General features: G+C 58.8%; 11 protein-coding genes and 1 tRNA gene. 4 read left to right on the top strand and 8 right to left on the bottom strand.

Annotated features, from left to right (window positions below):
• Window positions 1–63: 63 nt before the first annotated feature.
• The 5 genes from AWB75_RS30215 to AWB75_RS30195 form a co-directional block, all read right to left on the bottom strand.
• Complete coding sequence (locus AWB75_RS30215) at window positions 64–4,629, bottom strand: hypothetical protein (RefSeq protein WP_143746535.1); 4,566 nt, start codon at window positions 4,627–4,629, stop codon at window positions 64–66.
• A gap of 557 nt (window positions 4,630–5,186) precedes the next feature.
• On the bottom strand, window positions 5,187–5,945 hold the full coding sequence (locus AWB75_RS30210) for an oxidoreductase (RefSeq protein WP_143746534.1): 759 nt from the start codon (window positions 5,943–5,945) through the stop codon (window positions 5,187–5,189).
• A 4-nt stretch (window positions 5,946–5,949) separates the two neighbouring features.
• Window positions 5,950–6,837 (bottom strand): baseplate hub protein, encoded by an 888-nt coding sequence (locus AWB75_RS30205; protein WP_061127685.1) that lies wholly within the window; start codon window positions 6,835–6,837, stop codon window positions 5,950–5,952.
• A 9-nt stretch (window positions 6,838–6,846) separates the two neighbouring features.
• Entirely contained in the window at window positions 6,847–7,080 is a 234-nt protein-coding gene (locus AWB75_RS30200) for a phage baseplate plug family protein (protein WP_235012296.1), read from the bottom strand.
• Between the two features lie 86 nt (window positions 7,081–7,166).
• Window positions 7,167–7,946, bottom strand: coding sequence for a phage baseplate protein (locus AWB75_RS30195; RefSeq protein WP_061127684.1), 780 nt, complete (start codon window positions 7,944–7,946; stop codon window positions 7,167–7,169).
• 72 nt (window positions 7,947–8,018) lie between these two features.
• Between AWB75_RS30195 and AWB75_RS30190 the strand changes: the two genes are divergently transcribed.
• Window positions 8,019–8,459, top strand: coding sequence for a hypothetical protein (locus AWB75_RS30190; RefSeq protein ID WP_143746533.1), 441 nt, complete (start codon window positions 8,019–8,021; stop codon window positions 8,457–8,459).
• Window positions 8,460–8,461: 2 nt separating this feature from the next.
• Here AWB75_RS30190 and AWB75_RS30185 read toward each other — a convergent pair whose 3' ends face one another.
• Window positions 8,462–9,688, bottom strand: coding sequence for a phage tail tip lysozyme (locus AWB75_RS30185; RefSeq protein WP_087086998.1), 1,227 nt, complete (start codon window positions 9,686–9,688; stop codon window positions 8,462–8,464).
• Here AWB75_RS30185 and AWB75_RS30180 point away from each other — a divergent pair.
• Window positions 9,677–10,843 (top strand): recombinase RecT, encoded by a 1,167-nt coding sequence (locus tag AWB75_RS30180; RefSeq protein WP_087086996.1) that lies wholly within the window; start codon window positions 9,677–9,679, stop codon window positions 10,841–10,843. The two genes, AWB75_RS30185 and AWB75_RS30180, sit on opposite strands and share 12 nt — an antisense overlap.
• Window positions 10,844–10,957: 114 nt before the next feature.
• On the top strand, window positions 10,958–12,667 hold the full coding sequence (locus tag AWB75_RS30175; RefSeq protein ID WP_327220118.1) for a recombinase family protein: 1,710 nt from the start codon (window positions 10,958–10,960) through the stop codon (window positions 12,665–12,667).
• On the opposite strand, the gene AWB75_RS30170 is transcribed toward AWB75_RS30175, so the two are convergent.
• Together AWB75_RS30170 and AWB75_RS30165 are read right to left on the bottom strand one after the other, a co-directional pair.
• Window positions 12,624–12,700: transfer RNA gene (locus AWB75_RS30170), tRNA-Met, on the bottom strand. The two genes, AWB75_RS30175 and AWB75_RS30170, sit on opposite strands and share 44 nt — an antisense overlap.
• Window positions 12,701–12,739: 39 nt before the next feature.
• On the bottom strand, window positions 12,740–14,272 hold the full coding sequence (locus tag AWB75_RS30165; RefSeq protein WP_061127679.1) for a peptide MFS transporter: 1,533 nt from the start codon (window positions 14,270–14,272) through the stop codon (window positions 12,740–12,742).
• Between the two features lie 40 nt (window positions 14,273–14,312).
• Here AWB75_RS30165 and AWB75_RS30160 point away from each other — a divergent pair, with 40 nt between their 5' ends.
• Complete coding sequence (locus AWB75_RS30160) at window positions 14,313–14,594, top strand: hypothetical protein (RefSeq protein WP_061127678.1); 282 nt, start codon at window positions 14,313–14,315, stop codon at window positions 14,592–14,594.
• Window positions 14,595–14,619: the final 25 nt, after the last annotated feature.

Raw genomic sequence — 14,619 nt, 5'->3', positions numbered from 1 at the left:
TCTAGCAGAAGCGTACGCATCGCCTGAGCCACCAAACGTGCGATGCCAGCAACGCTACGCCTGTCACAGCGTGAACCTAGAACGATGCAACTTCTGCCCGTCCCAGTGACGAGTCGAACGGTCGAGTACGTGCTTAATCGCGTTGATCTTCTCGGCAGCTTGCGAAACGTCCATCTCAGAAATCTCTGAGATTCGGACGGTGCCCATTGAGTTTGTCGAAGTGCCAAGACGAAGGCCTCCACCACTTGAAACGATCCAACGATCATGGATTGGGTGCTTACCCTCTGTCCCGTAGCCGACCACAACGACGTCAGTCTGCGGTGGACCGCCTTCACACATTTCGTCCCAAGCTTCTCGGAACGCTTCTTCGGCGGAAGCGCCCTTGGTCGCGCGATTGATCTCTTCTCTACTAGTTAAGATCGTCAATTCTTTCTCAGGACAGACCTCAGCGATAGTTTTGACCACATCCAAATCATTAGGCCCAAAATACGGATCACTGATGAAGATTTCGGCTCCCGCTTGCTCTGCTATCCACTTCCGAACACGAGCGAAAAGTTGGTCGCGTGCGCCAGGCCCCACGATCGTCTCGCCGACATTGAGAAGTGGTGCTCTTTGGCCACCACCACTACGCGTCAGGAGGTTCACCGCGAGTTCTGCCGCGCAACATATGTTCTCAAAAAATGAAGGAAGCGCACGCTGAGCGTTTTGTTGCGTTGACTTTCTGAGAGCACTCTCAATAATCCAGAGCCATACCGGATACGTCAGCATAAACGGGAAACGCTTGCTTTTCTCAGCCAAGTCCATAAAAAGCTTCACAGACTGAGGTATCTGCCGATCGGCATTCATTGCTCCGATGTTTCGCACAGCAATCTCTGTAAGGTCGGCCACCGAATAATCGTGCAAACTTAAGCGGCTAACATCTGACGCAGCCTCCTTTCTGGCATCAAGCAATTTGAGATGCTCCTTTAGCAGAGACCTTGGTGCCTCATTAGCCTGATCTTCGTCCAGAAGGTCTATCAGTTCGTCAACAAACGACGGGTCGATATTATGTGCAAGATCTAAGATGCGCTGGCGCTTGTCCATCGCTCCAGTGTCACGGATATGAGTGGATGCAAGCATTCCCGCCTTCAGCGTGATACGGCATTTCGGCTTGTCGAAGGGCTCAAGAATCTGAGCCACCCATTGGTAGCGTTCGACGCGGTCGCGATCAGATGGAATGTTTTGGACGTCGCTCAACACCTCCTCGAACCATTTACCGTCAGCAAAGGGTCCGCCGCCATTGGCGCAAGAAGCCACTATGCTGACCACTATTACTCTGTCTGCTCGGTTCTCAATTTTCTTAGAACGATCCAAAAGAGCGAGCCATTGGCCGCTATCTCGCTGCTTTGTCTCAGCAATCTGACACCGCAATATTTCGGCAAGGCATGCGATAAGGAAGCCTTCATGCTTTATATTCTGTTCGTCAGGCAGACTTTTTTCCACTGTCGCCTTCAGATCAACGAGGATATCGGCGACTTGATTGCGGCGAATAGAAATACGATTCTTACGCGAGCATAGACTGTTACACAGTCGAGAAACGTTCCGATAGATCAAAGAATCGCTCTTTATCGCCTTTAACTGTGCGAGCACAGCAACCGCTTCGGAATACGATAACTGAAACTCCATGCGTTCGCGTTCTTGAAAGAAGTCGGACGGTAACATCTTCCTTAGAATTGTTGCTGCTATGGCATCACGAGCTACGTCTCCCTCTTCGCTGGTTAGAACGCGCTCGATTCGCGCATTCGCAGAGTCAGCCGCCGTCAAATACAGCAGCGGCGCAACGTTGATCACGATCTGCCTCTGCAGAGGTATATCATTCGTGAAGTCAGTTGCCAGTATCGGCTCGATCTTCGTCTCGACAACTCGCTGGCTCAGATCGCGCTTCGCTCGGAAGAAAAGGCATGTTCCCACTTCTGCCCATATCTGTGCTTGCTCGTCCAACGCCGGAATCATTCGTACAACGTTCGAGAGTCGGGCTAAAGCCGTATCGAATTCTTGCGGAAACTCGGAGACGAAGCGAGCAAACACCCGACCTGCCAGTTCCGCGGTCAGAAAAAGCTGCGAACCCGCCATGAATGAAGGAGCTCCCGAGGACCGTGCTTCCTCTCGAACCATATGCAACCATTCTTCCGCGGCTTCGCGGTCCGCAGGTGCCAGCTCGCTAACGGCCCAGTAGCCAACGCTGACCTTCGAGGAAGAGTCCGAAATGTCGCACCATAAATCTTTTGCAGTGGTTAGAAGCGTCATCGGCTTTCGCAAAGACGCCGACGTGGCTATGATCTTATGCGTCAAGATCAAGGATTGGACCTTTCTAGTGCTGTGAAGTATTTTCTTCCATAGCACGAGCAACCTTGGCTCTACTGGGAGGCTATTGTCGGCCGCCTGATCATTGGTAATGCGATGGAGAAGAAACACTATCAACTTTTCGCGCTGTTCTGACTCTGTTACGCTCTCGATGCCGGTTACCGCAATATGGGCATAGTCGTTGTATGTCTTATTAACCGCCAAGCACCGAACAATCGCACTGAATCCTTTGTCGCGCCTCTCGCGCGTGTTGAATCGCCTAACGAGTTCGATCGCGCGTTCCGGAGCAGCCATGCAAATCGCCCTTATAGCGTCAACAGCCGCCGTATAGTGTTCGGCTGTTTGACCGAGGAGTAGGTCGATTGCCTCTAGTAAATGGGTAGTCGTCTCAGCGATGACGCCGGTGCGATTCTCTATTGCATATTTATCGCACAGAAGTCCTAAGTGGTACAACATCCAGGCGTAACATGCCGTCCTAATTCCGACGTCTGCGACGCCATGCACTTGCGCAAACAAGTCGATTAGATCACCGTCAATTGCTTCCGGACTCCAGCGTTGCTTGGCCCGCAAAAGAAGCATCTTGAATCGAACGGCGTCTTCCGAGGTTCCATGACTGGTTAACTCGCTACTTTGGGCTTCGAGCCGTGATATGACACGCTCCGATAGCTGTCTGTCTGCAATATGGGGAACGACGATGGCGATCTCTCGCAGGTCTCTGAGCTTAGGCGGCTTCGAGGTGTCTCGCAGCACGATGTCGAGGGCCAGGAGCGCGATCTCCGATGCTCTGTGGTTGGTTCGATGCACCTCAAGCCATCTCTGCAGGAGAAATAACTTGTGACTGTCTCCCAGTGCCGAGATCCGTTTCAGCAGTTCGTCCGCTGGCATCTTCTTTACAAAGAACTCGGCAGCATCCAGCACGGGCCGGAGGCGGCTAGCAGCTTCAACCTGTGCAACTGGTTCATCGGTGCTCTGGTCCTTCGCTGCTCTAGCCTCGCTAGTGCCTGCTTGGTTGGAAGGAGCTTTGTCGGCACGTTCACTGGATGCCGCCTTTTCAAGAATTTGTAACGCTAAGTCCTGGTCAACTTGTAGAAGATCCGCAGCAATATTGATCAGAACTGGCTCGGTCAACTCACTTTCGAGTTCCTTGAGGAGTTCACGCACTGTCGCCACGACCTGCTCGGGGGGCGTTTTTCCCTTTTTCCCAAAACACCCCGCTGCGGCCGCGAGTTGCCGAAGGCGCTCCTCGGCAGTCGATGCGGTAAGTGCCAGGGCCGCCGCCGCATCATCTAAGTCCAAGGAAAGCAGCGCTTCGATTTCATAGGTCGAGCTCGCAGCGAGAGTCGTGCCATTGATCGCTGACTGAATAATGGAGAAACGCAGCTCCGAGAATGTATCGCCACCGCTACGAGCCGAGATCACTCCGAATTCCGCGTGCTTCTTGAGCGAGCGCAGTGAGCCTTCATGCGAAAGAAGTTGTGCGAAGTGTTCACCTGTAAGCACTTTCAATGCTTCAACATGTTTTCCGGCGGAGACTAACTGAGATGGTAGCGCTACGACCGAATCGTGCTCTTCCGACTTACTGAAGAGACGATCGATCAATTGATCCTCAACTCGTCGACGCAAGTGTTGGAGTTTGTCCGCAATGAATCGTCTCTGCGCTTCGGCTCGAATTGACCAAACGCTCCCCGACATATCTAAAAAGCGGCATCGTCTCAACTGCCGTTCAATCTCGCTTTCAGGGAAGCTAGTCAGTTCGCTAAGAGCTCTTGTTGTGAGCGGAACGTGTGAAAAAACGATCAGTGCAAGAAGGCTTTCAGTAGCCTCCTCGGCCTGCAAGCCAGCCCATTCGTGTTCGAATAGCTTTGCGAGAGTCCCCTTCTTTTCCGAAAGCAGGTCGTCGATAGATGTACCCGCCGCTAACAGCGTCCTCACCTTATGCAAAGAGCCAATATTGCCTCCGGTGTACACATGAAAAGCGCGCACATCCGTCTCGCCCATCTCCAGATCCGACAGGTACGATTCAGTCTCTGGTTCACTCAACGTGAATGGGGGGATGCGCACCGCATTCCGCTTTTGCAGATTCAATTCGCGATACAGCCTCTCGCTGCCCGTTATCAGGAATCGAAACTCCGATTGTACCGATGGAAGTTCGGAGACTATATCAAGGGTAGTTTGTCTGTCGGCTCTTTCGGAGTCTTCCAATCCGTCTACAACAAATGTGACTGGCTCCTTCCTACCGAGCGACTGCAGACGCAAGATGTACTGATGGTAGACGGCCTCGCTCACATGTGGCTCGATATTGGACCCTGACCTGACCGTAAGCAGATGAATTTGCTCAGAGAGTGTAAGTCTCAAGAACGGTGGCGAATAGAACATTGGACTGCCGGCCGTTAGGAACGCCCCGATCGCACGCCCATCGTGACGTGTCATAAACTGTGCAGCGAGCTCTGACTTTCCCGAAAGAGGGTCCCCCTCAAGAAAGACAATACTACTGGACTCGAAGGCACGGTCTATAGTGTCTAGGACGTTGTTGCGAACTATTCGCTTTACCGGCTGAAGAGGTGCATTACGAGCATGCAAGACGACGCTATCAACTACCTGATCCATCACAGTCCCCGCTTTGAGACGTTGTTTTTTAACTTGATCCTGATTCTCCCATATTTAAGCGTCGCTCTACGTTGTGCAAAGACAACCCCAATGAGCCTCGGTTCAAGCATTCCGACCGTCATCCCAACCTTCCCCCTTCCGCCGATCGACATACGTGTGGAAGGGACTCGCTAGAGAGTTGTGGCACTGCAGCCCCGGTGTTTGAACCCACGGTCGATCAAACTGCCTTTTCGCCCTCACAGCGGCTTGCTCGTCACACCGTCCGCTGAATCGCGATGCGTGTGTCCATGCACGCTGATGCCGCTGGCCGTCACATCCTGCTGCACCTTCAGCGGTCCCGCCATCTTCGCTGAGCCGCCCATTGGACCCTCACCCTGCGCAATTGCGCCATCTAGATCAATCGCTGGGGCCGAGTCCGTGATCTTGTTGCCCGCCGTCAGACCAATGCTACTGTCGGCCTGCAGCACGATCGTGGGTGCGGCGAGCCGAATCCGCGCAGGCGAAACGATGTCGATTCCGCCGGGCGCGAACGCCACGTACTGCTTCGGCGCAGCCCCGAGCACTGTCGTCACATAGACCGAATCTGACTGATCGTGTTTGCGGAGGCTGCCCGGTGCGGCTGCGCCCACGTTCGCGATCACCGACGAATGGTCGCGATCACACACCGCGACGAGTCCGATATCACCCGCTTGCGGATCGAGAACCACCGCGTTTGCGCCACCCGCCAGCCGCAGGTACGGCACGCCGTGAATCACGCCGTGCGCGATCACATTGCCCGCGCCGTCGAGCTGGCCCGCGAGCGGTTCAACGTCGACTGTGCCCGCGCCCTGCACCGCGCCGTTCTGGCGAGCCGCAACGACTCGGCCGAGATACGCCGTTCGTACCCGCGCAAGCATCTGCTCAACAACCGACCGCTGTCGTTCATACTCGCCCGAAAGTGACCAAGGACGAACGCTCGTGACCGCCGCCGGGGCACTCACCGGCGCACTCGCCATGACATCAGTTGGGGCTGACACCGAGATACCCCACAGGCGAAAGATTGAGCGTGCTGAACCACGCGCCGTCCGGCGTCACCGTTGAAAGTTCATGGCTCGAGCGCATTACCTGCCACGTCCCGGATGCCATCGGCACGATTGACTGCACGTTCGCGGTCGTGCCGAACAGGATCGCGGCATTCCATTCGCAGCTCACCTCGATGCCGGTCGGCGTGAAGGTCGGATAGCCGCGCATGCTCGTCTCGGCCGACAACGTCACTGGCGGAAAATCCGGCGCCCCACCATTCGGCCAGATGTGCAATACGCCCTGATCGAGCAGCACCAGCGTCTGCGTGGCACCCGCCACGCGCTCGATCTGGTCCATCAGCGTGCCGGCGAGATATTGCCCCGAAATCTTCGCGTTCACGCCATGATTACGAAAGGCGAAGCCGGCCTGCTTCGCCAGCCCGCCGATGATGCTCGCGACGTCCTGCGGGCCGGGATAGGTGTTCGGTGGCGACGCCTGAATGCGCTGCAGGAAACCGCTCGATGCGTTCACGACGAACGACACGTCCGGGCTGCCGATGAAATCGGTCACTGCCGAGTAGATCGTGCCCACAAAGATCGTGTTCATGAGCCCCGTATTGGTGTCATCCACCGTGCCCGCCGAGACCGTCACCTGATCGCCCTTCACAGCAAGTCCGGTCAAGCCGCGCGTGGCGAGCACGCCCATGTCGGCCAGCTTCATGCCATAGATGCGCAGCGACAGCGCCGGCAGCGCCAGTCCCCCGCCATTGTTTGCGAGGCTCACCTGCACGCGATGCCCTTCGAGGTCGAGAATCTGCGAGCCATCGGGAAACGTCGACTTCGCTAACGCGAAGGTCACATCGATGCGGCGTCGGGCGAACGGCATGGATTCTTCTCACGACTGGGTCGCCAGATGGGCCTCGACATACAGCAACCGCCAGCGCGTACCCAGTCCGCTGTACTGCGGATCGTCATCGCCGGCACTGTCGACGAACGCCAGATCGCCGACGAAGCCGAAATATGCCTCGCGCACCAGATAGACCAGATTGCGGCACAACACGCCCGCCATGATCAGGTTGCCCGAGGTACAGATCCAGATACAGGCCGGTGCGCTTCTGATAGACGGCAAGCCCACACGACTGCTGCGCCAACGCCACCGAAAGGCGCTGCGAGGGCGTCGTCGCCAGTGGGATCGTGAGCATGTCAGGCTCGCGTTCAGGTGAACACACCAGCAAGAGCCGTTTCGAGCGATGGCGTCACGCCCGAGAAGCCCTGCGTAAGCTGCGTCGTGATGGTCTGCTTGATCTGCGTAACCGACTGTTGCGCGTTGGTGTAACTGTCCGTTACGCTCGTCATGGCCAGCTGAAGCGGCGTACGCTGGTTGGTCGGCGCGGGCAGGTCGGCCGCCGTGCACACCCAGCCTTGACTTTGCGGATCGTTGCCAGAGGGCTGTGCGGTGTTCGAATACGACGCCTGCGCACTGATGCGGATTTCGGTCAGATGAATCTCCGCGACGATCAGCGACAAGCCCGATGAACTGCGGCGCTGGTAATCGAGCCGGTCGAGGTTGTAGTCCCGGTACGTCTCATCGGGCGTTGTGACGTTGACGAGCGTGAGCGAGCCGAGCAAATACTCCAGCTCCAGCAGGAACACGTCGCGGCTCATGTTGCGACCACCGCAGGCCAGACGCAGTGTCAGTTCCTGCGGTTGCCCGACCTTGTTATACGACGCAAACGAGCCCTGCTCGACCGGATACGAAGCGACGCGCTGCTCGCCGCGAAAACCAAGGTCAACTACCGCATCGGGCGTGACCAGCGCATTGCCCTCGTCATCGCACAGTACCCACTGCGGCGTGTCGCCCGGCAGGAAGCCGAAATAGTCAATTCCCTGTAGCGCCTGCGTCACACCAGTCAACACGCCGACGGCGAGCGGCAGACGGTCGAGGTCCGGCACGCCCGCCACCGGCGGCACATTGGGAAACGGAATCAGTGGCATGCAAACGCAATTATTTATGAGATAGCCACACGGCATGCACTGTTACGATATGCCGTTAAAATAGGAAGCCATATGAAAACAAGGTTCGCTATGCTGATGGTCATGATCAGCGCCCTACCCGTCGTTGCGAATGCGGTTCAGCCCGCCATGCAGGTCGTATATCGCTACGTTACTGTCCCCAAGAAGCCACCGGCGCAGATAGCGGCTGGCCTTATCAACACCGACCAGTCAACCACCGAAGGTTGTAGCCGTCGGTTTGGGCGAATCAAGGTCGAGGGTGTGCAATTCTCGTCGAGCGGCGCGACGCTTGAGAGCTTCCGTTTCACCGACGCAAGCGGAAATCAGTGGTCGATTCCAACCGATATTACGAGGTTACCGAACGCGGAACGATCTGCGGCGAACAATTTCATCCGTGCCGGGAAAAGCTACTTCTTAGACGTTGAAGCGTGCGGCAGCGGCGGGTATCCATCACTGATCAGTATGTTCGATGCGAACGTAAGCTTTGGACAGTAAGTTCAAGTCATGCCCCACGCGCCTTGCGCGATGAGTCCGTTCTGGTTAATTTCATCGCGCATGCCCGCCGCCACCGCGTGCCCATCGCTCGTGTCGGAGCCGTAGACGTTCACGGTGCCGATGTGCGTCTGCACGCGGTTATGGCTGTTGTTGACCGATGACGATCCGCCCGCCTTCGCCTGATAGGCCGTAGCCATCATCGGTGCCGGCGTGTTGGCAGCACCTGCAACGCCGAGTGAACCATAGAGCGAAGTCGCCGCTGCCGAACGCTTGGTCATCTCCTGCTCGACGCGCAGCGGCCGCTCATACTTCGCCGATACGATCGCGCCCGCCTCACCTGCCGACTTCGCCAGCCGCAACGCACGCCCTGCCGCTTGCTCGCGCCCGCGCGTGAGTTCGTAGTTCACGAACTGCAACTGCTCATCGAGCGACGAGCCGCGGATGTCGTGGCCGAACACGCGTTTGAATTCCGCTTGCCTGTCTGCATGCCACTGTGCGATGCCATACGCTGCGCCGTTGTCGCCGACGATGTTGGGTCGCAGTCCGCTTTCGATGTTCAAGTTCGCTGCAAGCGCCGCCGCCTGCTCGCGCGACCAGCCCATCTTCATGAAAGTCGCCGACGCTGACTTCGCGTTGCCCGATGTCACGTTTCCCGCTGGTGGCCGATACCCCGTCCCGCCCGTCGGCGCTTCAGCCGCACTCGCGTTCGTCGACACGGCACCGGCGAGTTCCTTCGCCGCGTCGACCAGCACCTTCGAAGCGTCGCGCTGGGCTTGCGCAGCACTCTTTAACTCGCCCGAGGCCAGCGCCGCGGCGATTTCCGCGTTCGATTTGCCGGATGCTCTCGCCGTCATGGCGCGCAGGAAATCGCCTGCCGACAGGTGTGATGATGCGGCCAGCCAGCGCCCGTGCTGGACATCCTCGATGCCAGCCTTGCGGTTCACGTCCGGCAGGCCCGCCGCTTTCGCCCCCTGTAGCCCGAGCCACGAGAGCGCGCCGGCCAGCCCGAGGGTGCTCATCAGCCCACCGCCTGCGGCGGCTCCCGCTGCCGCCCCCTCGCCGGCGGCTCCCGCTGCCGCCGCGCCGCCAAAGCCAAGCATGCGCCCCACTGCGCCGAGTACCGTTTTCAGCCCGCCCAATGCACCGGTCAGCTTCAGCACCCCGCCCAGCGTCGCCCCGGCCATCAGCGTGCCGAAGAGGCCCGCCGTCGCATCGGGATGCGCCTGCATGAACTTGTCCAGTTCATCGAGCGCGCGATTCAGCAGATTGATCGCCGGTGTCAGATTTTTGAAGAGCGTGTTCTTGACGTTTTCCCACGTGTTGCCCAGCCGCGCCCACGCACGGCGCGTGGCCTCCGCCTGCCGGGCGCTGTCTTCGCTGACCGCCGAGTTCCGGTAGCTCTCGTCGACCAGGTCCGACAGCGCGCCGCGTCCCTGACGCAGCATGTTCAGCGTGCCGTCATCCAGACCGAGACGCTGTGCCCAGACGATCTGATCCTGCCGGTTCGGCATCTTCTGGAACGCCGCCGACAGATCGAGCAGCCGCCTGCGTTGGTGTATGCTTTCGCCCGGCTCGTCAACGGCGGCTTTTACTTCGAGGCGATGGAGTGGGCTGAGATCGAGTACTTTCGCAACATGAGCAAGGCCAAAGCGGACGATACGCCCTGGTCGAAATGGCCCGAGGAGATGGCGAAGGTGCGGCCGTTAAAGCGCCTCTGTAAGCGCCTGCCGATGACCACCAAGGCGCGCGCCGCCCTCGCACGCGATGACGCACGCGACTCAGTGCTGTTCGATGCGACACCGGATGATCCCTTGCAAGCGATCAACCGCACCATCCGTGAAGGCCGCACAGCGCCCACCGCGAACTCACCTGCCGCATTGACGAACGATCCGTCGCCCACGCTCGATCTGAACATTGCGCCGCGTACCGCCGAACGTGTCGCGCGCAGACCCGCGGCAGACGCTGCGCAGGCGAAGCCGCCTGATACAAGCCAAGTCGCGCCGACGGTCGAGCGCGAGCCGACGCTGGAAGAAGTGTTGGAGCGGATCGACGTTGCGCGCAACGCTGACGATCTAGCTGCGGCCGGCGCGCTTGCCGCTCAGATGCGAAGCGAGGGCGCGAAGAAGATCGCGCGTGATGCGTACAGTCAGAAGTCAGTCGCCCTGCGCAATGCCGCGTCCGAAGCGGTGCTACCAGCCGAGTCGCACGAACAGCGCCTCGACCGGCAGTACAGCTACGCAGAGGTTCGTGATCGCATCGAGCACGCGCAATCGCTCGAAGAACTGGACGATGCCATCGACCTGATTGACGCTGTCTTCCCACGCGAACATAGCGACGAGTTGCGCGACATCGCGCACGCGCGACGCGAAGGATTCACGCAGTAGATCAGCGCGCGCCCCTTGAAATCAAGGTCGTTCAAGGTGTGTCAATAACGGTCGAACGCCCGCAACCAACCGCACACGAGAGGTAGACTTGTTACGCGATAAGCATCCCGAAGCATGGCGGGCATTCGTCGAGATGATCGTGCGTCAGGTTGCACGCGACCCACGAAATGGCGAGCCCGTTACTCAAGAACAGAAACGAGAGAAAGTATGTCCCTCATCGAACGACTCGCGCTACGAGTCGCGCTATATGGCCGGTTTTCCACCGACAAACAAAAGGAAACCTCCATCACGGATCAAATGAGCGTGTGCGAACGCTTCGCGCAAGGCTTGCCGGCTAGCGAAGTGATATTGCGTTGCTCGGATGAAGGTATATCGGGCTCGACGCGCGTAGAATCACGCAACGGCGGCCGAAAACTCATGGCCGATGCAATGGCCGATCGATTCGACGTGCTGATCGTCGAGGCGCTCGATCGTCTTTCCCGCGATCAGGTCGAACAAGAGACGATCATCCGCCGCCTCGAATATCGGGGCATCCGCGTAATAGGCGTGGCCGATGGCTATGACTCGACTTCGAGCAGCCGCAAGGTGCAGCGCGCCGTGCGCGGATTGGTGAACGAACTGTACATCGACGATCTGCGTTGCAAGACTATCCGCGGCCAAACGGGCCAGGTTGAACGCGGGTTCGTCGCGGGCGGCAAGAGCTATGGCTACGACATCGTGAGGAGCGAGCGCGGCAGCGATTACCAAGTCAACAACGATGAAGCCGCGACCGTGCGCTTCGTTTTCGAAAAATTCGCGGCCGGCTGGTCAACCCTTCAGATTTGCGACGATCTGAACCGTCGCGGCATCCGATCGCCGCGCGGTGGTACATGGATGCGCTCGGCGCTTTATGGCAGCCCCAACAAAGGCTCGGGCATGCTTAACAACTCGTCCTACATCGGCGTCTATATCTGGAATCGCTCGCAATGGCTCAAGGATCCTGACAGCGGCAAGCGCGTGCGCGAGGACCGTCCCGAGCACGAGTGGAAAACCGAGCACCGCCCGCATTACCGGATCGTGTCCGATGAACTCTGGCACGCCGTGCGCGCCCGCATGGGCGCCGATCGTCTGAATTCCGGCACCAAAGGCAGAAGCGCGCCCCCGAGAACCTTGTTTGCAGGAGTGCTGCGCTGCGCGCACTGCGGTGGCGCGCTTACGGCGATTAATCCACGCTATTACGGCTGCGTTACACGCAAGGAACGCGGCAGGCATGCATGCGAAGGGGTCTCCGTGTTTCGCGAGCAGACCGATGAACGACTGCTTGGCGTCTTGCGTGACGAACTCTGCTCCGACGCGACGCAGGCGGACATCGACGCAGCGGTTCGCCGATATTTTGGGAACGACGACACCGACCGGGATGCGGCACGACTTGCCAAGGCAAAGGTTGACGCGCTCACCAAGGAAATGGACAACCTAACTCAGACGATAGCTGAGCTCGGCATGTCTCCCATGCTCGTCCAGCGGTTCAAACACACCGAGGCCGAGCGACAGGCGCTAGAGCAAATGCTCTCGAATAGGAAGATTGGCAGCGACCAATACGCCGAAGTGGCGCAGCGCGTGCGTCGAAGAACTGCTGACCTGAAGGAACTTTTAGCTGGAAGCACAGGTGAAGCCCGGCAAATTATTGCCACCCTATTCGGGCCGATCACGGTTGAGAAACGTGACGAGGCTTACTACGCTAGCTTTGACGACGTTTCCGAACGACTTATTACGACTACACTCGGGAACGTGTCTACGAAAATGGTTGCGGGGGTAGGATTTGAACCTACGACCTTCGGGTTATGAGCCCGACGAGCTGCCAGACTGCTCCACCCCGCGTCTGAAGAATTCGATTATAGGCCGAAGCATTCCTTCAGGTCAAACGCTTTTTGCACCCATCGGCGTCGCACGCTTCGCGCTGGCGTCGATGGCCGCCTCCACCGCGCGCTGATGCGCCCGCGACAGCCTGCCGAGCAAGGGCAGCAACACGATCGCGACAATCGCGCCGCCCGTCGCGAGCCAGCCGAGTCCGAAGAACAGTTGCGTGTAAAGCGGTAGCGATTGCATCGGTTCGAGATTGCCCGACGGCATGCGCGCAAAGTTGGCGACGACGCTGCCGAGATACTGCGACACGCCCGTCGCGACGAAATACGCGCCCATCATAAAGCCGCTCATGCGGGCCGGCACATAGCGCGCGATCATCGCGAGGCCGAGGCCCGACACGAGCAGTTCGCCGAGCGAGTACAGGCCGTACCCCGCCACCATGAACCACGACGACACACGTCCATCCACGGCAAAACGTCCGCTCGCGCTGAACACGAAGAAGCCCATCGCCACGACGACGAAGCCCAGCGCATACTTCGCGGCCACCGGGATATCGCGGCCTCGTCGCGCTTGTCGCGTATAGACGAACGCGAGAATCGGACTCAGCAGCATGATCCAGAGCGGGTTGAGCGCCTGAAACTGCGCCGCGCTCCACGTGAACAGCTCGACACCGCCAATCGCAAACGACGGATCGACGTTGCGCAGCGCGAACAGCGTCAGCGACGTCGACATCTGCTGATAAAACACGAAGAACAGGATGACCTGAAGCGTGAGAATCAGCGCGGCGATGAGGCCCGAGCGCTCGCCGGGATCGCACCGCCTGAGCATGTAGCCGAAGATCGCGAGAATCGCGATGCCGGCCGCGTACACGCACGCGACGGCCACCGCCTTGTGCTCGAGGATGAACACCGTCGCGGCAACGAGTGCGATGCTGCCCGCCGCGACCGCAATCGCGGCCCTCCAGCGGATCGGATGATCGTCCGGCGCGGAGCCGATGTGTGCGAGCGTGCGGCGCATCACCGCGAAGTTGGTGAGGCCGAGCACCATGCCGCCGCAACAGACAGCGAACGCGGCGTGCCAGCCCCATCGATCCTTGATCCAGGGCGTCGCGAGCATCGAAAAGGTCGAGCCGATGTTCACCGCCATGTAGTAGATCGTGAACGCGCTGTCGATGCGCGCATCGTCGCCCTCGTAAATGCGGCGCACGAGATTCGCCGCATTCGACTTGAAGAGCCCATTGCCGACGACGATCACGCCAAGCGACGCATACATGAAGCCGAGCGTATTGACCGGCAGCGCGAGCATCAGATAGCCAAGCGCGAGGACGACCGCGCCCGCGGTCATCGTGCGGCGCGCGCCGAGCACCTTGTCGCCGATCCAGCCGCCGATCGACGGCGCGGAGAACACGAGCGCCGTGAAAGCGCCCCAGGTCAGATTGGCGCGGTCGTCAGCGAAACCGATCTGATCAACCATGAAAAGCACGAGCAGCGCGGCCATGCCGTAATAGCCGAAGCGCTCCCACATTTCGATCAGAAAGACGGTCGAGAATGAACGCGTCTGCGTGGCGCCGGACGGGTGAGTAGACATCGGAAAAAATCCTTCAACAGCGATAAGGCGAAGCGGCGTATTGCAAAACGCCGAATGCACGGAAAGTGCGCAGGCGATTTTGCGCATCGAATACGCGATTATCGCAAATCACGGACAACTGATTGCCTGCAGGCAGTGGCGCAGCAATGTGCAAGAGACAGTATCACGGAAGCGGCGGCGGCCCGGCGCGCGGCGCAATGCCGCCGCGAGCGCGACGATTGCTGCCGGCAAGCACGAATTCAGCGATTCGCTATTTGTTTTCGATGCCACGCAAATTACGCTGAACACCAAAGGCTCATTAATCGACTATCGCCCGATGTAATAATTCTTGCGATCATCTCGACGCT

The sequence above is a fragment of the Caballeronia catudaia genome, assembly GCF_001544755.2.
GTDB classification, from domain to species: domain Bacteria; phylum Pseudomonadota; class Gammaproteobacteria; order Burkholderiales; family Burkholderiaceae; genus Caballeronia; species Caballeronia catudaia.
Note: the sequence above shows the minus strand (reverse complement) of the source record. Positions and strands in the feature narration are given on the sequence as shown.